This window comes from Arthrobacter sp. 9MFCol3.1 (genome assembly GCF_000620385.1).
Lineage (GTDB): Bacteria > Actinomycetota > Actinomycetes > Actinomycetales > Micrococcaceae > Arthrobacter.
This window is the reverse complement of the sequence record NZ_JIBJ01000006.1, coordinates 62,570-81,167: the sequence shown is the minus strand read 5'-3', so window position 1 is coordinate 81,167 and position 18,598 is coordinate 62,570. Positions and strand designations below refer to the sequence as shown.

The 18,598-nt window shown below is 67.2% G+C and carries 14 protein-coding genes; 4 read left to right on the top strand and 10 right to left on the bottom strand.

The annotated features are described in order from the left end of the window. Position 1: 1 nt before the first annotated feature. Positions 2-1,393 (bottom strand): MFS transporter, encoded by a 1,392-nt coding sequence (locus C560_RS0107535; protein ID WP_370124960.1) that lies wholly within the window; start codon positions 1,391-1,393, stop codon positions 2-4. A gap of 318 nt (positions 1,394-1,711) precedes the next feature. Between C560_RS0107535 and C560_RS0107530 the strand changes: the two genes are divergently transcribed. Further along, on the top strand, positions 1,712-3,124 hold the full coding sequence (locus C560_RS0107530) for an MFS transporter (RefSeq protein ID WP_026537718.1): 1,413 nt from the start codon (positions 1,712-1,714) through the stop codon (positions 3,122-3,124). Between the two features lie 101 nt (positions 3,125-3,225). Here C560_RS0107530 and C560_RS0107525 read toward each other — a convergent pair whose 3' ends face one another. The 3 genes from C560_RS0107525 to C560_RS0107515 all read right to left on the bottom strand — a co-directional run bounded on the left by C560_RS0107525 (position 3,226) and on the right by C560_RS0107515 (position 6,763). Beyond that, entirely contained in the window at positions 3,226-3,957 is a 732-nt protein-coding gene (locus C560_RS0107525; RefSeq protein WP_018774622.1) for a glutamine amidotransferase, read from the bottom strand. A gap of 96 nt (positions 3,958-4,053) precedes the next feature. Next, positions 4,054-5,907, bottom strand: coding sequence for an ATP-binding protein (locus tag C560_RS0107520; protein WP_026537717.1), 1,854 nt, complete (start codon positions 5,905-5,907; stop codon positions 4,054-4,056). Positions 5,908-6,076: 169 nt separating this feature from the next. Beyond that, positions 6,077-6,763: a Maf family protein gene (locus tag C560_RS0107515; RefSeq protein ID WP_026537716.1), complete on the bottom strand. Its 687-nt coding sequence runs from the start codon at positions 6,761-6,763 to the stop codon at positions 6,077-6,079. Positions 6,764-6,967: 204 nt separating this feature from the next. Here C560_RS0107515 and C560_RS0107510 point away from each other — a divergent pair, with 204 nt between their 5' ends. Both C560_RS0107510 and C560_RS21415 read left to right on the top strand, forming a co-directional pair. Beyond that, the gene (locus C560_RS0107510) at positions 6,968-7,723 is read left to right on the top strand and encodes a class I SAM-dependent methyltransferase (RefSeq protein WP_026537715.1); all 756 of its coding nucleotides are present in this window, start codon (positions 6,968-6,970) and stop codon (positions 7,721-7,723) included. A 133-nt stretch (positions 7,724-7,856) separates the two neighbouring features. Then, positions 7,857-9,383, top strand: a complete 1,527-nt coding sequence (locus C560_RS21415) for an HNH endonuclease (protein WP_051533050.1) — start codon at positions 7,857-7,859, stop codon at positions 9,381-9,383. Positions 9,384-9,444: 61 nt separating this feature from the next. Here the strand turns inward: C560_RS21415 and C560_RS21410 are convergent, their stop codons facing one another. The 4 genes from C560_RS21410 to C560_RS21405 all read right to left on the bottom strand — a co-directional run bounded on the left by C560_RS21410 (position 9,445) and on the right by C560_RS21405 (position 13,975). Further along, entirely contained in the window at positions 9,445-10,020 is a 576-nt protein-coding gene (locus C560_RS21410) for an alpha/beta hydrolase (RefSeq protein WP_051533049.1), read from the bottom strand. A 223-nt stretch (positions 10,021-10,243) separates the two neighbouring features. After that, the gene (locus C560_RS0107495) at positions 10,244-12,790 is read right to left on the bottom strand and encodes an MMPL family transporter (RefSeq protein ID WP_026537714.1); all 2,547 of its coding nucleotides are present in this window, start codon (positions 12,788-12,790) and stop codon (positions 10,244-10,246) included. A 1-nt stretch (position 12,791) separates the two neighbouring features. Beyond that, complete coding sequence (locus tag C560_RS0107490) at positions 12,792-13,493, bottom strand: TetR/AcrR family transcriptional regulator (RefSeq protein WP_026537713.1); 702 nt, start codon at positions 13,491-13,493, stop codon at positions 12,792-12,794. Between the two features lie 83 nt (positions 13,494-13,576). Continuing rightward, positions 13,577-13,975, bottom strand: a complete 399-nt coding sequence (locus tag C560_RS21405; protein WP_043422764.1) for a YbjQ family protein — start codon at positions 13,973-13,975, stop codon at positions 13,577-13,579. A gap of 205 nt (positions 13,976-14,180) precedes the next feature. Between C560_RS21405 and C560_RS0107480 the strand changes: the two genes are divergently transcribed. Next, positions 14,181-14,747 carry a hypothetical protein gene (locus tag C560_RS0107480; protein WP_026537712.1) on the top strand — a complete coding sequence of 189 codons (567 nt, stop codon included), beginning with the start codon at positions 14,181-14,183 and terminating at the stop codon, positions 14,745-14,747. Positions 14,748-14,851: 104 nt separating this feature from the next. Here C560_RS0107480 and C560_RS0107475 read toward each other — a convergent pair whose 3' ends face one another. Next, positions 14,852-16,318, bottom strand: coding sequence for a dicarboxylate/amino acid:cation symporter (locus C560_RS0107475; protein ID WP_026537711.1), 1,467 nt, complete (start codon positions 16,316-16,318; stop codon positions 14,852-14,854). A gap of 256 nt (positions 16,319-16,574) precedes the next feature. Next, positions 16,575-18,131: a glycoside hydrolase family 71 protein gene (locus C560_RS0107470; protein ID WP_026537710.1), complete on the bottom strand. Its 1,557-nt coding sequence runs from the start codon at positions 18,129-18,131 to the stop codon at positions 16,575-16,577. Positions 18,132-18,598 lie beyond the last annotated feature (467 nt).

Genomic DNA, 18,598 nt, shown 5'->3' with positions numbered 1-18,598 from the left:
GTTAGACGTGTCCCATCGCGTTTCGGTTGGCGTTGCGGATGTAGCAGAACCAGCAGACCACCAGCATCAGGACGTAGGCCCCCACGAATCCGTAGAACGCCGAGGTGTAGGAGCCGCTGGCCGTGTTGGAGGCGTTGAGGACCTGGGGGATGATGAATCCGCCGTAGGCGCCGATGGCCGAGATCAGGCCGAGGGCCGAGGACGCGAGCCGCTGGGTGGTGTGCGTGCTGGCCCCGGAGCGGGCGGCCCGGCTGGAGGTGGCGAAGATGATCGGGATCATGCGGTAGGTGGCGCCGTTTCCGAAGCCGCTCGCGGTGAAGAGGAGCAGGAACAGGAAGAGGAAGAGCCAGAAGTTCTTCAGCGGCAGGGTCCAGAGCATGGTGAGGGTGATGACGGCCATGGCGGCGAAGGCTGCGACGGTCATGCGGGCGCCGCCCATCCGGTCTGCCATGCGCCCGCCGTAGGGGCGGGCCAGGGATCCGACCAGCGGGCCGAGGAAGGCCAGGGACAGGGCCACGGCGCCGACGGAGATTGAGGAGAATGCCGGGAAGTAGTCCTTGATGAGCTTGGGGAAGACGCCGGCGAAGCCGATGAAGGAGCCGAAGGTGCCGATGTACAGCAGCGCCATGATCCACAGGTGCGGCTCTTTGATCGCGGCCAGCGAACCTGCGACGTCACCCTTGGCGCTGGTGAGGTTGTCCATGTACTTCCAGGCACCGAAGGCCGCCAGCAGGATCAGCGGAACCCACATGAACCCTGCGACGGGCAGGTTCACGCTGCCGGCTGCCAGCAGCGTGATGGCGATCGGCACGGCCAGCTGTGCGACGGCGGCACCGAGGTTTCCGCCGGCGGCGTTCAGGCCCAGGGCCCAGCCCTTTTCCCGTGCGGGGTAGAAGAAGGTGATGTTCGCCATCGAGCTGGCGAAGTTGCCGCCGCCGAATCCGGCCAGCGCTGCCACGAACAGCATGACGCCGAAGGGGGTGGCCGGGTTGGCGACGCACAGGCCCAGGCCGATCGTCGGGATCAGCAGCAACAGGGCGGAGACGATGGTCCAGTTGCGGCCGCCGAAGCGGGGAACCATGAACGTGTAGGGGATCCGGAGCGTGGCGCCGACGAGGCTTGGCATGGAGATCAGCCAGAAGATCTCGTTGGTGGAGAACTTGAAGCCGGCGGAGGGAAGCTGGACCACCACGATCGACCACAGCTGCCAGACCACGAAGCCCAGGAACTCGGCGAAGATGGACCAGTTCAGGTTGCGCCGGGCGATCGAGCGGCCGGCCGACTCCCACTGCTCCTTGTTTTCTGCGTCCCAGTTGGCGATCCAGCGGCCGGGCCGGTGGTCGAGGGTAAGGGTGCCGCCGGTACTGGCGGCGCCGACCTCTGCGGTGCCGATTTCGGCGGTGCGTTCAGCAGTCACTTGGGAGACCTCCTTGGGGGGTGATGTCCTTCAAAGGTAGGGACGCCGCGTTTCCGGGACGGACGCGGTTTATTAACGCGCTGTGACTTTTGCCTATCGGGGCTTTTATGACGGTGTGAGAATAGGTGTGACGACCACCACGTGAGACGGCGACACGAAGTCCAAATGACGGACTATTTGTCCACTGACTGGACGGTGGGACCTATTATCAGACGTATACGAATCCCTAGCCGGCGGCCCCGGGCATCGGGCTCTAGGGGAATATCCGACCGGTCTTCATGAAAGCGTTACTACATGTCATCCACTGCAACCTCCGCGGAGCATGGGTCCACCAAGCAGGTGAATTCGCGCGGCCGCGTGATTGTCGCCAGCCTGATCGGTACCACCGTCGAGTTCTATGACTTCTACGTTTACGCCACCGCGGCTGTGCTCGTCTTCCCGAAGCTCTTCTTCCCCGGGCAGAACGAGACCACCCAGCTGCTGGCATCCTTCGCCGTGTTCGGCGTGGCGTTCATCGCCCGCCCGCTCGGCTCGGTGGTCTTCGGCCACTTCGGTGACAAGTTCGGACGCAAGGGCACGCTTGTGGCCTCGCTGCTGACGATGGGTATTGCCACCTTCCTGATCGGATGCCTTCCGACGGCGACCGTCCCGGGCTGGGAATTCTGGGCCCCGGCCCTGCTGGTCGTGATGCGCTTCGCCCAGGGCCTGGCGCTCGGCGGCGAATGGAGCGGCGCGGCCCTGCTCGCCACCGAGAACGCCCCGTCGAACAAGCGCGCCATCTACGGCACGTTCCCGCAGCTGGGTGCCCCGATCGGCTTCATCATCGCCAACGTGATCTTCCTGGTCTTCAGCTACGCCCTGACGCCGGACGCCTTCATGGCCTGGGGCTGGCGTGTACCGTTCCTGCTCAGCGCCGTCATGGTGATCATCGGCCTCTACGTCCGGCTCAAGCTGATCGAAACCCCGGCCTTCACCAAGGTCATCGAATCCAATGAGGTCGCCAAGCTGCCGCTGGCCCGGGTCTTCAAGTCCAGCTGGCGCAAGCTGATCCTGGGCACGTTCATCATGCTCGCCACCTACGTGCTCTTCTACCTGATGACCACGTTCACGCTGACCTACGGCACCCGGGCCTCCAGCCTGGACGCCGCGAAGGCCGCAGCGGAGAAGGCCGGCAAGCCGATGACCGAGGCCGCCGCCGCCGCATTCGTCCCGGGCCTGGGCTACACCCGCAACGACTTCCTCTGGATGCTGATCGCCGGCGTCGTATTCTTCGGTATCTTCACGCTGGTCTCCGGCCCGCTGGCCGAGAAATACGGCCGCCGCAAGATGCTGATCGTTGTAACTTTCGGCATCATCGCCTTCGGCCTGCTCTTCGTTCCGCTGTTTAGCGCCGGGTTCGTGGGCACCATGGCCCTGCTGATCATCGGCTTCTCCCTGATGGGTCTGACCTTCGGGCCCATGGGTGCGCTCCTGCCGGAGCTGTTCCCGACGAACGTCCGGTACACCGGCTCGGCCATCAGCTACAACTTCTCCAGCATCCTGGGTGCGGCCGTCGCCCCGTTCATCGCCGTCTGGCTCTGGGAAATGGGGAAGGGCAGCCCCGGGCTGGTCGGTGTCTACCTCGCCGCCATGGCGGTGCTGACGCTGATCGCCCTGTTCGTGAGCAAGGAAACCCGGGACCTCGACTACACCAACAACGTGGCCTAACGTCCGTTCCCTATTCCTGACGGGAGAAGCCCGGTGTGTTCAGTGAACACGCCGGGCTTCTTCGTTCGCAGGCGGGGGCAGCGGGGCGGGGCCGCGGGGGCTCAGCGCGCGTAGCGCTGCACGAAGTTCCGCAGGATTTTCATCGGTTCCGTCGCGGTGAACTGCCGGGCGTCGGCCATGAGCATTTCGGCCGATTCCGGCGGGAAGTAGCCGGCGTGGCGGTAGATGTCGATCCTGGTGACGAGCCCTTCTGCATCGAGCTCGGGGTGGAACTGGGTGGCGTACAAGTTGGTCTTGATCCGGAACATGTGCACCGGGCAGGCGGCCGAGCTCGCCAGCAGCACCGCATGGGAGGGCAGCACGGTGCAGGCTTCCTTGTGGCCGGTGAACGCCGTGAAGCTCTCCGGCAGCCCGCGCAGGAGGGGATCCTGCAGCCCCTCCGCCGTCAGTTTGATGGTGACGCCGCCGAGGCCCTCGCCGTAGGTCCGGTCGATCACGGCGCCCTGGTGCAGTCCAAGGGTGCCGACGCCGTAGCAGGCGCCGAGGAACGGGAAGTCCTCGGCCACGATCCTGTCCAGCAGGCCGGCGAGTTCGCGCTCCACCCGGTGCTGGGTGGCGCTCTTGTGCTCGGCAGGGTCGCTGGAGGTGAACGGACTGCCGCCCACAATAACGCCCGAATAGTCGGACAGTTCCAGCTCGGGCAGCGGGGCGGCTTCCATCCGGATCCTGTGCAGCTGCTCCGGCTGGAGTCCGCAGTAGCGAAGGTAGGCGCGGTATTCGTCCTCGGCGGCGGTGTCTTCCGCGCGCGAGGCGAGGAGCAGGAATGGCTTCACACTCCAAGTCTCTACTGGCCGGTCACGGAGGCGCCAGAGGCGCGCCCGCGACCGGCAGTGGCGGTTGCCGTCCGCCGTCGCCGTACTGTGAGCCGCTTACTCCGCGGCGCCGTCCTCGATCATGGCGATGATGGCGCCGGCGGACACGGTCTCGCCGGCCGCCGCGGCGAGGCCGATGACGATCCCGGCGCGGTGGGCGGTGAGCGGCTGTTCCATCTTCATGGCCTCAAGCACGACGACGAGATCGCCCTCGGCGACCGTGTCACCTTCGGCGACGGCCACCTTCACGATGGTCCCCTGCATGGGGGAGGTCAGGGCGTTGCCGCTTGCGGCCGCGGGTGCGCCGCCACCGCGGGTGCGCTTCTTGGCCTTGGCCGGCTTGGCGCCTGCGGCGTTGCTGATCGAGCCCAGAGATGCCGGCAGCACGACTTCCAGGCGCTTGCCGCCGACCTCGACGACGACGCGCTGGCGGTCACCGGCGTCGGCCGCTTCAGCCTCGGTGCCCGTCGGGGTCCAGGCCGGAATGTCGTTGACGAAGGCCGTCTCGATCCAGCGGGTGTGGACCTTGAAGGGGCCCTCGGCCGGTGCGAAATCGGGATTGGAAACCACCGCGAGGTCGAAGGGGATGACGGTGGGGATGCCTTCGACCACCATTTCCTCCAGCGCCCGCCGGGAGCGCTGCAGGGCCTGGGCGCGGGTGGCGCCGGTGACGATCAGCTTGGAGAGCATGGAGTCGAAGTTGCCGCTGATGACATCGCCCTGCTCCACGCCCGAATCGACGCGGATACCGGGGCCGGTGGGGTTCAACAGTCGCGTGATGGTGCCGGGGGCGGGCATGAAGTTCCGGCCCGGGTCCTCGCCGGTGATGCGGAATTCGATCGAGTGGCCGCGGACTTCCGGGTCGCCGTAGCCGAGCTCCTCGCCGCGGGCCAGCCGGAACTGTTCGCGGACGAGGTCGATCCCGGTGACTTCCTCGGAGACGCAGTGCTCCACCTGAAGCCGGGTGTTGACCTCGAGGAAGGAGATGGTGCCGTCCTGGCCGACGAGGAATTCGCAGGTGCCTGCGCCGAGGTAGCCCGCCTCCTTGAGGATGGCCTTGGAAGATTCGTAGAGCCTGCGGTTCTGTTCCTCGGTGAGGAACGGGGCCGGGGCTTCCTCGACGAGTTTCTGGTTCCGGCGCTGGAGCGAGCAGTCGCGGGTGGAGACCACCACGACGTTGCCGTGGGCGTCGGCGAGGCACTGGGTCTCGACGTGGCGCGGGGCGTCCAGGAAGCGCTCGATGAAGCACTCGCCGCGGCCGAAGGCGGCGGTGGCCTCGCGCACGGCGGATTCGAAGAGTTCGGGGATTTCTTCGCGGGTGCGGGCCACCTTGATGCCGCGTCCGCCGCCGCCGAAGGCCGCCTTGATGGCGACGGGCAGGCCGAACTTGTCCACGAAGTCGAGGATTTCCTCGGCGGACTCGACCGGGTCGGCGGTGCCGGGGACCTGGGGGGCGCCGACCTTCTCGGCGATGTGGCGGGCCTGGACCTTGTCGCCCAAGGCAGAGATCGCCTCGGGGGAGGGGCCGATCCACGTAATGCCGGCATCGATCACCTTGGCGGCGAACTCGGCGTTCTCGGCCAGGAACCCGTACCCGGGGTGGATGGCGTCCGCGCCGGACTGGCGGGCGACGTCGATGATCTTGTCCATCACCAGGTAGGACTCCGCGGCGGTGTTGCCACGGAGCGCGTAGGCCTCGTCCGCGAGCCGGGCGTGCAGCGCGTCGCGGTCGGGGTCCGCGTAGACAGCCACCGAGGCGATGCCTTCATCGCGGGCGGCGCGGATGATGCGCACCGCGATTTCTCCGCGGTTGGCGATCAGCACCTTGGTCAGCCGGCGGATGCCCGCGGCTGTAGATGACTGCGTTGATCCCGGCACGGTGGGTGCGGACTGCTCCGAATTTGCTGACAAGGCGTCTCCTTCTTTCCTTCAGGGAGCCTAGCGCGGTTTTGAGGGTTCCGCCGATATTACTTGCGGATTCCGCGCGTATACGGCCCTTCCTTTGTAGGGTTGCCACAAAGGGCGGCGAATTGGCTCACTCCGCGCCCGCTCTGTCTTTCCTCCGGCATGCATTCCGTCGCTACTCGGCGCGGACGTCCGCCGGGTCCACGGCCCCGCCGGTCCAGAGCTCGGTGATCCCCACGTTCGCCTGGCCGAGCAGGGCGCGCAGGGTGGAGATGGAGAGCCCGACGACGGTGTGGGGATCGCCGTCGACCTTGCGGATGAACGCCCCGCCGTAGCCGTCGATCGTGAAGGAGCCGGCGCACTGGAGCGGCTCGCCGGTGGCGATGTAGGTTTCGATTTCCTCGGTGCTCATTTCCATGAAGTGCACCTCGGCCGAGGACACAGAGCCCAGGGTGGCGCCGGTGCCGCGCGCGCCGCCGTCGCCGTCCTCTGTGTCGGTGTCCGTGTCGCGGCAGTCGACCAGCCAGTGGCCGGTGTGCAGGACACCCATCCCGCCGCTCATGCGCAGCATGCGCTCCCGGGCGACGTCGGCCGTGTACGGCTTGCCGTGGGCCTCGCCGTCGAACTCGAAGACCGAGTCGCAGCCGATCACGATTGCGCCGTCCGCCTCGGGCAGGGACGCGACGGCCTCGGCCTTGGCCCGGGCAAGCAGCAGGGCCGTGTCATGCGGATCCGTCACGCCGTAGCGGGCCTGCACGGCGTCCTCATCCACGTCCGAGACGAGGACCTCGTGGGCGATGCCGGCGTTCTGCAGCAGCTTGGTGCGGGCGGGGGACTGGGAGGCAAGAATGAGGCGGGTCACGGCTCCAGCCTAGTTGACGCGGGCGTGGAGACCGGAGCCCCGGACAGGCGCCTGGCCGGAAGACTCTGTTTGCGTTGTGACGATGCGCTAACCACGTTCGCGGTACTACCAACATGCCCAGGCTGGGCCGGACAGCGGGCCCTGGGTCGACCAGATGGCGTCGGCCGCTGGATGATCTGCGCAGCGGGGTGCGATAGTGGCGGGATGATCAACCAGCAACAGCTCTGGGACGAGGACGCGGCGAAGCAGTACGACACGCCCGGAGAGGGAATGTTCTCGCCCGAGGTACTAGGCCCCACAGTGGAGGTGCTGTCGAGGCTGGCGGGTAACGGTCCGGCCGTTGAGTTTGCCATCGGCACGGGTCGAGTCGCCATCCCCCTCTGGGAAGCGGGGGTCCAGGTCAGCGGCATCGAACTGTCTCACGCCATGATCTCCCGCCTCCGTGAGAAGGTCGGCGAGGACCACATCCCAGTCGTTCAGGGCGACATGACCGAGGCCGCGGCGGGCGAAAATTTCTCGCTTGCGTTCCTGGTGTTCAACACCATCGCCAACCTCTTGACGCAGGACGAACAGGTCCGGTGTTTCCAGAACGCTGCCCGTCACCTGGCACGTTGCGGGCGCTTCGTTGTTGAGCTCTGGGTTCCGCAACTGCGCTCGCTGCCACCCGGACACCGCGCCACAGTCGAAGTCAGTGAGCCAGGGTATCTTCTGGTCGATACCTATGACGTGCTCCGCCAGCATGTCATCTCGCACCATGTGCGATTCGGCCCAGAACTGTCGGATGGGCGGGATGCGCGGATCGGACGGACACCCCACCGATACATCTGGCCGAGCGAGCTCGATCTCATGGCCCGGATGGCCGGGTTTGAGCTGGAGTCCAGGTGGGCAGACTGGGACCACAGCGAATTCACCGCGGAATCTCGCAGTCACGTGTCGGTCTACCGGCTGGCCGCACGCTGAGGGTCGAGTTCCCCAAACCCGGCGACGACAAATCGACTGCACGAACGCGGCACCAAAGGTGGGCCAATCGTGCTTTCCGGGGTCTCTTCCAGCTGTCGCTTAGATTGTCGGAGGTCTCTGGGAGACTGGGTTCATGGACGGCATTCAGGGGCCCGAAGTGGTTCCGGCGGGAGACGGCGACGGCGGCCTCGGCCGCGCCGGGAGCCGCGCCGCCGCCGTTCCGGTCAGTGCTCCGGTGGCCGTCAGGGACCTGGTCCGCATGATGTCGGAGATCCTTCCGGCCACGGACAGTGCCGGGATGATCGACCAGCTTCGCGAGCTTGAGGACATGAAGTCGGCCGCGGCCGCCCTGCAGGCCCGGATAGCGTTCGACTGTGATGCACGGCAGCGCCGCGAACAGGCCGCCGCCGGAGTCCCGGCGGAGAAGCTCGGCGCCGGGATCGGCGCGCAGATTGCCTTGGCCCGGCGCGAATCCCCGGCCAGGGGCGGCCGGCTCCTGGGCCTGGCCAGGGCCCTCGTGACCGAAATGCCCCACACCCTCGCCGCGCTGCAGGCCGGGCAGCTCAACGAATGGCGCGCCACCCTGCTCGTGCGCGAAACCGCCTGCCTGACCGCCGCGGACCGGGCCGCCGTCGACGCCGAACTCGCGCCCGACACCGGGACGTTCGCCGGCGCCGGTGACCGGTCCCTGATCGCCGCGGCCCGGGCCGCCGCGTACCGGCGTGACCCCCGCTCCGTGACCCAGCGCGCCGCGCACGCCGCATCCGCCCGGCACGTCAGCCTCCGCCCGGCCCCCGACACCATGTGCCACCTCACCGCCCTGCTGCCCGTGACCGCCGGCGTCGCCGTCTACAAGGCCCTCAGCGGGCACGCCGACACCCTCCGCACGGCCGGGGATCCGAGGGGCCGCGGGCAGCTGATGGCCGATGCCCTGGTCGAACGCACCACCGGCACCCCCGGCGGGATCAGCGGCGTCGAGATCCAGGTCATCATGACCGACCGCACCCTGTTCCAGGCCGACGCCGCACCCGCCCGGCTCCCGGGCTACGGCACCGTCCCCGGCTGGGCCCGCACCCTCATCACCCCGGCCCCGGGCAGCCTGGCCGGCGGTCCACCAGGACCCGGCCATCCCCCTCACCCGGGCAGCACCGCAGGAAGGGCCGACGACGCCGCGTTCCGGCTCTGGCTCCGCCGGCTCTATACCCACCCCGGCACCGGCGAGCTCGTCGGCATGGACTCCCGGGCCCGGATCTTCCCACCCGGCCTGCGCCGCTTCATCCAGGCCAGGGACGACACCTGCCGCACCCCCTACTGCGACGCCCCGATCCGCCACCTGGACCACATCGTCCCCTGGCACCACGGAGGAGAAACAACCGGCACCAACGGCGCCGGCCTCTGCGAAGCCTGCAACCACACCAAAGAAGCCCCCGGCTGGACCGCACGCCCCAGCCCCGAAGCAGAACCCGGCAACGGCAGGAACAGCAGGCACACCATCGAACTCACCACCCCCACCGGCAACACCTACCACTCCACCGCGCCACCCCTGCCCGGATCGCCCACCGGCGAAGCGAGCCCGGATTCCCGCCGCCGTCGCCGCGATGAGCGCCACCGCGCGAAGACGCTGAGGCGTGTGCGGCTCTCAGGCCCATTGGCGGCCTGAGCGGCCCGGAGGCTTGAGGTGGTTTGAGATGCACTCTCTACCGTTGAAGGAAGTGGGACGGTCAGACGAGTCGGCCGGTTAGGAAGCGCTCGATGGCAGTGAACACTTGAATGTGAGCGGCTAAGGAGGCACGCCAGTCGTTCGGGACTTCCAACGAGTGATTGGCGTCCAGAATGTCAACGAACGTCGGTGCGGTTTCTGACAACGCATCGGTTGCCCAAAACTTGTCTTTGGATCCACCGATGAGCAGATCCGGCTTACTTGTTTCAGCAAGTGTCCGCCGAATGACATCATCCGTGAGGATAGGAGTGAGCCAAATGGCTGGCACGTGAGCCTCTTCCGCCCACGGAATAGAGAACGTGCCAAACGACTTGGCCACGATGAGTCGATGGTCGGCATGCGGAAACTCGGCGAACGCCTGCTGAACTGCACGGGCAGCGAACCCGTGGGGGTCATCCCCAGGTTCATCGTCGTCGGTCCAGCGAATTGCCTGAACTTGCCAGCCACGGTCCCTCAACTGTTCTGCAGGCCAGTAGAGGAGAGGCGATTCGACCTTGTACCCCGCACCTGGCACGAGCACGGCGACCTTGGTCTCACCGTGAGTGGGCTCACAGCCCGGCCAGAGGAAAGTTTCCATGCCGGAGATACTACATACAGGGCTGGCTTTCCGGCCTGATGGCAGGAATTGGTGAGCAAAGTTCGTCTGTGGCCGTTGCGACCCTGGTGAGAAATCGGCGTCGAACGGACCCATGAACTGTTCGGGCTTGCACGCACGAAAAAGCCGCCCGCCGATCGAAACGATCAGCGGGCGGCTTCAGGGCAACTCGGCTTTAGGGCGACTCATCGGCCAGCCGTGAGTGTCAGCGTGCGCCGATCTCCTCCGGCTCGGGCTCGCTGTCGGCTGAGGCTGAGGCGGCAGCCCCGGGCCGGAGCTTGGCGCCTTCGACGTCGACGTCCGGCAGGATCCGGTCCAGCCAGCGGGGGAGCCACCACGCCTTGTCGCCGAGCAGGTACATCACGGCCGGGACGATCGTCATGCGGACCACAAACGCGTCCACCAGGACACCGAAGGCCATTGCGAAGCCCAGCGGCCGGACCATGTTCAGGTGCGAGAAGATGAAGCCGGCGAACACGCTGACCATGATGATGGCGGCGGCGGTGACCACTGATGCTGCATGGCTGAAGCCGGTGCGGACCGCATGCCTGGCGGATTCGCCGTGCATGAAGGACTCACGCATGCCCGAGGTGATGAACACCTGGTAGTCCATGGCCAGCCCGAAAAGCACGCCGATCAGGATGATCGGCAGGAAGCTCAGCACGGCGCCCGGGTTTTCGACGCCGAACACCGTCCCCAGCCAGCCCCACTGGTAGACCGCGACGACGGCCCCGAAGGCGGCCGCGAGCGAGAGCAGGAACCCGCCCGTGGCCAGCAGCGGCACCACAATGGAGCGGAACACGAGCAGCAGCAGGATCAGGGACAGCCCGACGACGATGGCCAGGTACGGGGGAAGGGCATCGCCGAGCTTGGTGGAGACGTCGACGTTGCCGGCCGTCTGCCCCGTGAGCCCGATGCTGACCCCGGCGGATTCCTTGATGCGGTCCTTTTCGGCGCGCAGATCGGAGACCACCTGGACCGTGCTCGCGCTGGCCGGGCCCTCCCGGGGGATGACCTGGAACACCGCGGTGCGCCGGTCCTCGCTCAGGGCCACCGGAACGGCGGCGGTGACGTTGCCCGTGCCGCGGAGGATGTCGGCGACGTCGAGCTGCTTGGCCGTGGCTTCGTCCGCGCTCAGGCCGGCCGGGAAGTCGCCCACCACCACGATCGGGCCTGTCATGCCTGCGCCGAAGCTGCGGCCGGTGACGTCATAGGCCTTGAACGCCTGCGACTCCACGGGCTCGGACCCGCCGTCGGGCAGCGCGAGCCGCAACTGGCTGGCCGGCAGCGCCACGATGCCCAACAGCAGGACACCGGCCAGCAGTGCCAGGACCGGGTGCCGGGTGACGAGCCCGCCCCAGCCCTGTTGGCTGCGGCGTTCGTCCCGGGCACGGTCCGCGCTCTCGTGGCCGGGGGCGGCGTTGTGCTTTTCCGCCTTCGCCCAGACCCGGCGGGAGATCAGCCGGGGTCCGATCAGGGACAGCACGGCAGGGGTGAGGGTCAGGGCGACGACGACGGCGACTGCCACCGTTGCGGCGGCGGACAGGCCCATCACGGCCAGGAAGGGAAGGCCCGGAATGACAAGGGCCGCGAGGGCGATGATGACGGTCAGGCCGGCGAACAGCACCGCGTTGCCGGAGGTGCCGGTGGCGAGGGCGACGGATTCCTCGCCGTCCATGCCGGCCAGGAGCTGGCCGCGGTGCCGGTTGACGATGAACAGCGAGTAGTCGATGCCGACGGCGAGGCCCAGCATGAGCGCCAGCATCGGGGAGATGGAACTCATGTCGACGGCGCCGCTGAGGGCGAAGGTGCCGCCGACGCCCACTGCCACTCCGACCAGGGCCATCAGCAGGGGGAGCCCGGCGGCGATCAGGGTTCCGAGCATGACGATGAGCACCAGCGCCGCGATGGCGATGCCGAGGATCTCGGAGATGCCGAACAGCTCCGAGACGTCCTCCGTGATTTCCTTGCTGGCCAGGGCGGTCACTCCGGCAGAGGAGACTTCATGGGCGATGTCCTGGACCTGCTGGCGCACAGCGGGTGCCAGCCCGTTGATCGAGGTCTTGAACTGGACCTGGGCGATTGCCGCTGTGCCGTCCTCTGACACGAACCGCATGCCCTGCGAGGCCTCCAGTTGGCGCTTGGCCAGGGCGAGCTCGGCCGCGCCGGCTTCGAGTTCCTTGGTCCCGGCGTCGAGCTTTTCCTGGCCCGCGGCGAGGGCAGCCTTCTGCTGGCCAAGCTGGGCGTCGATGGCCTCGGCGGACATGCCCGCCGCGGTCATCTGCTGCTCGGCCGCGGCCAGCTGGGCCTTGCCAGCAGCCAGCCGGGCGGCCGACGCGTCCAGCTGCGCCCGCCCTGCGGACGCCTGCTGCTCGCCGGCGGCAAGGTCCGTCACGGCCTTGTCCAGCTGGGCCTGGGTGGCGAAAGGGTCCACGGTGCCCTGAACGTCGGGGAGGGCTTTCAACTTGGTCAGCGCAGCCGAGACCGCGTCCTTGCCGGCCTGCGTGAACTGGCCGTCCTGCGACTCGAACACGATGCCGGCCGAGCCGCCGGAGGACTTGGGCAGCTCCTGCTTGAGCTTGTCCGCCATCTGCTGGGTTTCGGTGCCGGGGATCTGAAAGTTGTTGGACATGGTGCCGTGGAAGGCCGCAGCCGCGCCGCCGACGGCCACCAGGACGGCGAGCCAGAGGGAGATGACGAGCCAGCGGTGGCGGTAGGAGAACTTGCCGAGACGGTAGAGCAACAGGGCCATGTCAGTGCCGATCTGGGGAAGGGGTGGCGGGGGAGTGGGACGCGAATCCGGAGCCGAGGAGGCCCATGGAATCGATCAGGAGCTGGCGCAGGATGGACAGGGACTCGGGGGCCAGGTCGCCGCCGCAGCGGGCAAACCAGACATCCATGGCGGCTTTTCCGCACGAGATGACGGAGCCGGCGAGGGCGCGGAGGTAGAGCTCGTCGACGTCGCCGGACGCCGTCAGCGCAAAGCGTTCGCGGGCGGCGTCGATGATCTGTTCGGTGCAGTGGTCCCAGGCTTCCAGCTCGGAGCGGCTGAGCTGGGGGTTGGTCTGGCCCAGGCTGTAGAGCTCGGCCACCGGTGCCACGGTCATGGGATCGGCCAGTTCCACGAGGGCTGCGCGGGCAGATTCCAGGATGGGCTCGCCCGCCGGGCGGAGCCGGAACTGCTGAAGTGCCGTGTCCAGGAAGCCGAACGTCACCGAGGCGAGCGCCGCCTCGGTGCTGCCGAAGTAGTTGAAGAAGGTGCGGCGGGAGATCCCGGCGGCGGCGGCGATGTCCTCCACGGTGAAGTTTCCGGGTCCCCGCGTGCGGAGCAGGTCCATGGCGGCATCCGTGATGGCCTGCCGGGTAGCGGCCTTGTTCAGTTCGCGGCGCGAGGGGGCACCGGGGTCGCCGGATGCGGCGGCCTGGGCGGCGGAGGGGGAGGGCGATGGGAACACGCGCTTACACTACGTGCATGTTTGCACTCTGGGCAAGTATTTTCGGAAGCTGCTAGCGGTAGGGCTGGCAAGCGGCCCGGCGCTCAGGGCTTGAGCTGGGCTGCCTCGTCGCCGGAATTGGTCAGGTAGATCGACTGGCCAGTGGCCCCGGGCTCGTTCTGCGAGAGCGGAATGGCAAATACGGCTGTGCCGTAAGCGCAGACCTCCGTCCAGTTCTGCCCGATCGCTGACGTATCGAAGCGCATGGCGATGATGGCGTTGGCGCCGCGCTGCTCGGCCTCGGCCACCATCCGGGCCATGACATCTTGCCGGCTGTCGTGGAGGGCCCGCGTCATTTCCAGCACCTCGCCGCCGCCCAGGGAACGGAAGCCCGCCATGACCTGGGCGGTGATGTCCCGGGAACGGACGGTCAGGCCCATGACTTCGCCGAAGACGGCGTCGATCCGGTGGCCCGGAATGTCGTTCGAGGTGACGATCAGCATGCCCAGAGCCTATCGACTTTTGTCGTCTTCTTGCCGTCTTTTTGCCCTCCCGGCGTCCCCGCCGGATTCACAGGAAAGTGAAAGCTGGGAAACAGCTATCTCTGCTGGGGCAGGTGCAGACTGGAGGTGCTCGTGGAGCAGCCTTCCCCGCACGTACCATCAGCTTCAAGCGCCGTCACCGCGCGGCAGATCCAGGAGACAGCAGATGTCACGCACAACCAAAATCGCGCTAGGCCTCGGGGCCGCGGCCGTGGCGCTGGGCGCAGGGCTCGGAGTCGCCGGGATGGCCTCCGCCACGACGACGCCGACGCCCACCCCGACGCCCAGCTCGAGTGCCCCGGGGAACAACTTCGCCGACGGCCACGGCATGCGCGGTGGGCACCGCGGCCACGGCGGTGCGGAGTCCGGCGCCCGCGCCAAAGAGCTCGCCGACAAGCTCGGCGTCGACGAGGCCAAGGTCACTGACGCCCTGAAGACTTTCCGCGAAGCCAACAGGCCGGCCACCCCGCCGGCCACTCCACCTGCCGCGGGGCAGAAGCCGGACCGCGCCGCCATGCAGAAGGCCCTGGCCGCTTCCCTGGCGAAGTCGCTCGGCATCGATGAAGCCAAGGTCACCGCTGCCCTGGCGGAATTGCGTACCGCGGAACAGGCCAATCACGCCGCCGCACTGAAGCCCCGGCTGGACCAGGCCGTCAAGGACGGCACCCTGACCCAGGCAGAAGCGGACGCCGTCACCAAAGCCGCCGAAAAGGGTGTGATCGGCGGACACTAGGCCCGTGCGGACTGGAGCCGACGCAGGTTGAAGCCGACGCCGGTTAAACCAGAGAAGTCCCCGGGGATTGCCGGGGACTTCTCTGGTTAACACTCGTTCAGCCGTTACGCCCTGGCGTCAGCCAGGTCCCGCTCTTCCCGTCCGGCCGCGGGAGCTGCGGCGGCGGAGGGGTCGGAGGTGCCATCGACGTCGTCGACGTTGTCGCTGCCTTCGCTGTCCTCGCTGAACGGATCGCCGTTCCGCGGCGCGTTGTACAGCGTTTCGTCAAGGATGCCCTGGCGTTTGGCCACGATCGCCGGGATCAATGCCTGCCCGGCCACGTTGACGGCGGTGCGTCCCATGTCCAGGATCGGGTCGATGGCCAGCAGCAGGCCGACGCCGGCCAGCGGCAGTCCCAGCGTGGAGAGCGTGAGCGTCAGCATTACGACGGCGCCGGTGGTGCCGGCGGTCGCGGCCGAGCCGAGCACGGACACCAGTGCGATCAGCAGGTACTGGGTGAAGTCGAGCTGGATGCCGAAGAACTGGGCCACGAAGATCGCCGCCACGGCCGGGTAGATCGCCGCGCAGCCGTCCATCTTGGTGGTCGCGCCGAGCGGCACCGCGAAGGAGGCGTAGGCGCGGGGGACACCCAGGCTCCGTTCGGTCACGCGCTGGGTCAGCGGCAGCGTGCCGATCGAGGAGCGGGAGACGAAGGCCAGCTGCACGGCCGGCCACACGCCGGAGAAGTACTGCCTGACGGACAGCCCGTGGCTGCGGATCAAGGCCGGGTAGACCACGAACAGCACTAGCGCCAGGCCGATGTAGATCGCCACGGTGAATTTGCCGAGCGAGCCGATGGTGTCCCAGCCGTAGACGGCCACGGCGTTGCCGATCAGGCCGACGGTACCGAGCGGCGCGATCCGGATGATCCACCAGAGGACCTTCTGGATGACGGCGAGGGCGGACGCGTTCAGGGCCAGGAACGGTTCAGCGGCCTTGCCCACTTTCAGCGCGGCGATGCCGACGGCGATAGCGATCACCAGGATCTGCAGGACGTTGAAGCTCACGGCGGTAGTGGCGACGCCGTCAGTGACGGTGGTGGTCGCGCCGAGGCCCAGGAAGTTCTTCGGGAACAGCCCGGTCAGGAAGGCCCACCAGTCACCGGACTTGCCGGCGTACTTGGCTTCCTGGTTGATGCCGGTTCCGGCGCCGGGCTGCAGCAGCACGCCCAGGCCGATGCCGATCAGCACGGCGATCAGCGAGGTGATCGCGAACCAGAGCAGTGTGTTCCAGGCCAGCCGGGCGGCATTGGAAACGGCTCGCAGGTTGGAGATGGAGCTGACGACGGCGGTGAAGATCAGGGGAACCACGGCGGTCTGCAGCAGCGAGACGTAGCTCGAGCCGATGGTCTGCAGCGTGGTGCCGAGGGCGTTGGGGTTGGCCTTGGTGCTGCCGGTGTACTTGGCCAGCAGGCCAAGGCCCAGGCCGACGATCAGGGCGGCAATGATCTGGAAGCCGAACGAGCCGGCCCATTTGGGCAGCTGGAACCCGGTCTTTCCAGCGGGTGCGGGGGTGCTTGTCTGAGTGGTCACCGGAACACGCTAGGACCGTTGCGCATAGCATGACGAACGGATGTTGAGAAATGTTACGGCGCCACAGCTGGCCCTGCGCCGCGGAACGCCCGGGATTTCCGCGCGGGCGGGGGCTTTTGTGAAGTTATTCCGGCAAGCGGTGTGGCGATTGTCTCGTCGCCGGGCGGGCCAGGCCGCCTCCGGCCACGCGAGATGGCAGTTCGCGGCAATGTTCATGCGAAGCACTGCCGCGAACTGCCTTCTCGTGCGGGAAGGCCTAGCGTGCGCAGGTGCCTGCGACGCCGCCGCCTGCGTGGTAAATCATGTCCTGGTACGCCACGGAGGAGCGCACCGGGGTGTTGCTCGTGACTGTCTGGACCGTCGCTCCGCTGCGTGCGAGCTTGAAGGACGGCGTGGTCCCGGCCACGAGCGGAACCTTGAAGGACGTCAGCCCGGCCGGCGCATCCATGGTCTTGACGTTGCTTCCCTGCGTGATGGTCAGGCGCCCCGGCGTCTTCAGCACGGCCACGAGTTCTACTTCGTTCTTCGCCGCGTCACCGTTCGGGATGTACATCGGTGCGGGTTTGCCGTTGCGACCGATGGGGGTCATCGAGTACGGAGCGTTCGTGGGGTGCGAGCGGTGGCTCCAGTACAGGGCATCCTGGGTAATCGCGGGCTTGACCCCGTTCTTGAACCAGGAAATGTAGTAGGCAGCCATGTCCAGCACTGCATAGCCGCGTTGCTTGGAAGGTGCCACCCATGACTCGGTGTAGTCGTTCCAGGCGATGAGCGCAATGGAGTCGGCGTTGCTGGTGACCGCCGAGGCCAGGGAATCGCGCAGGGTGGAGCTGTTGGATGACTCCCAGTATCGCCCGTCGTAGGACCGTGAATCCTCGAATGCCACCGGCTGCATGTAGGTCTTGCCGCGGCGGTGGGCTTCGGCGCTTTCCTTGGCGAGGGTCGGAACGCCGCTGGCGGTGCGGGTGCCCCATTGCGAATACCCGGACACCGAGTTGTTCCAGTCCGTCTTCTGTGTTCCTCCGCCCCAGGAAATGAAGATGGGTACAAGGTTGGATTTGACGCCGGAGGAGGCGAGGCGGCTCCGGAGCCCATCCCACCATGCGGGTGTCTTGCGCTCCGGGAAGAACGGGGCGAGCACGATGCCGGCACTGTTCCGGTAGATCGACGAGTCGTCCTTCACCTTCATGACGTTGTTGTAGACACTGTCAGAGGTGGAGCCGGCGGCCGTAATGAAGTCCGGGCTGAGCATGATCTTGAAGCCCGGGTCCACTGCCTTGGCAGCGGCGAGCATCGCTGGCAGCTGCTGCCAGCGGATATCGGTGGAGCTGTTGTATTCCCAGATGAAACCGTCCAGGCCTGCCCCGACTGCCTGCCGGACCTCCTTCTCGAAATCGGCCTGCCGCCAGGTGGTCTGGGTTGCACGCTGAGGAGCAACCGGACGATCCCGGAGGTCGTACGCGCCGTTGAGAGAGTTGTGGGTATCCATCCAGCGCGGGTAGACGTCGCGGGTGGGGTCGGGGCTGTCGACTGCGAGCGGGAACGGCGGGAAGTAGTAGGCCCACGCCTTCTTCGCCGAGGTGTGCCTGTTCGCGGGCGCCGGGAGGTTGAAGGGCAGCGGATTGCAGGCCGTTGCCGTTGCCGTGGGCGTGGCAGTCGGCGTCGCGGCGTTCAGGGGTGCCGGGGCGCTCATCGTGGCGGCGGCCACAACGACGGCCGTCGCAACCGCGGATGCCGCCGTGCGCTTCCGGATCCGCGTCCGCGCTTTCGCGGCGTCATTGGTCGGTGGTCTTAGGAATGAGGCGATATTCCTCATAGGGGCTCCAATATGGGGTCTTGTTTGTGCCCGGCAATCGTCAGCCGCTGCAGGAACCCTCGGTGAGGTTTCGGCAGAAGCCCAGCGCACAGCTTTTCCGCTGCGCTCCTCGGGGAGCGCCGGAATGCTGGCGCTATTCGTTCACGCGGGTTTCTATTGTCAATAGCTCGCACCGGAGACCAAGGTGCTGGTACCTCTATTGCATGCGCCTGATTCATAGGCGTCGTCCCGCGTAAGTGCCGCAGGACCGACGCGCGCATACTGACGGTCAGCAAGACCATGCCGCAGTTGCGGAGATACTTGCATGACCGGCGCCCTGCAGGAGAGCAAAGTACACCGGACACTAGGGTCGCAGCCCCAGCCGCCGACCCGGGCCGTGAAAAGCCCACTAAATGTGTCCCCCAGAGAATAGTCGACTATTGGTCCAAGGTCCATTTGGCGCGGGACAGGCGAACGGCCGGTTGCGG

Coding starts and splice junctions, on each gene's coding strand:
- C560_RS0107530 (WP_026537718.1), top strand. CDS start 1,712: ATGTCATCCACTGCAACCTCCGCGGAGCATGGGTCCACCAAGCAGGTG.
- C560_RS0107510 (WP_026537715.1), top strand. CDS start 6,968: ATGATCAACCAGCAACAGCTCTGGGACGAGGACGCGGCGAAGCAGTAC.
- C560_RS21415 (WP_051533050.1), top strand. CDS start 7,857: ATGGACGGCATTCAGGGGCCCGAAGTGGTTCCGGCGGGAGACGGCGAC.
- C560_RS21410 (WP_051533049.1), bottom strand. CDS start 10,020: ATGGAAACTTTCCTCTGGCCGGGCTGTGAGCCCACTCACGGTGAGACC.
- C560_RS0107495 (WP_026537714.1), bottom strand. CDS start 12,790: ATGGCCCTGTTGCTCTACCGTCTCGGCAAGTTCTCCTACCGCCACCGC.
- C560_RS21405 (WP_043422764.1), bottom strand. CDS start 13,975: ATGCTGATCGTCACCTCGAACGACATTCCGGGCCACCGGATCGACGCC.
- C560_RS0107480 (WP_026537712.1), top strand. CDS start 14,181: ATGTCACGCACAACCAAAATCGCGCTAGGCCTCGGGGCCGCGGCCGTG.
- C560_RS0107470 (WP_026537710.1), bottom strand. CDS start 18,131: ATGAGGAATATCGCCTCATTCCTAAGACCACCGACCAATGACGCCGCG.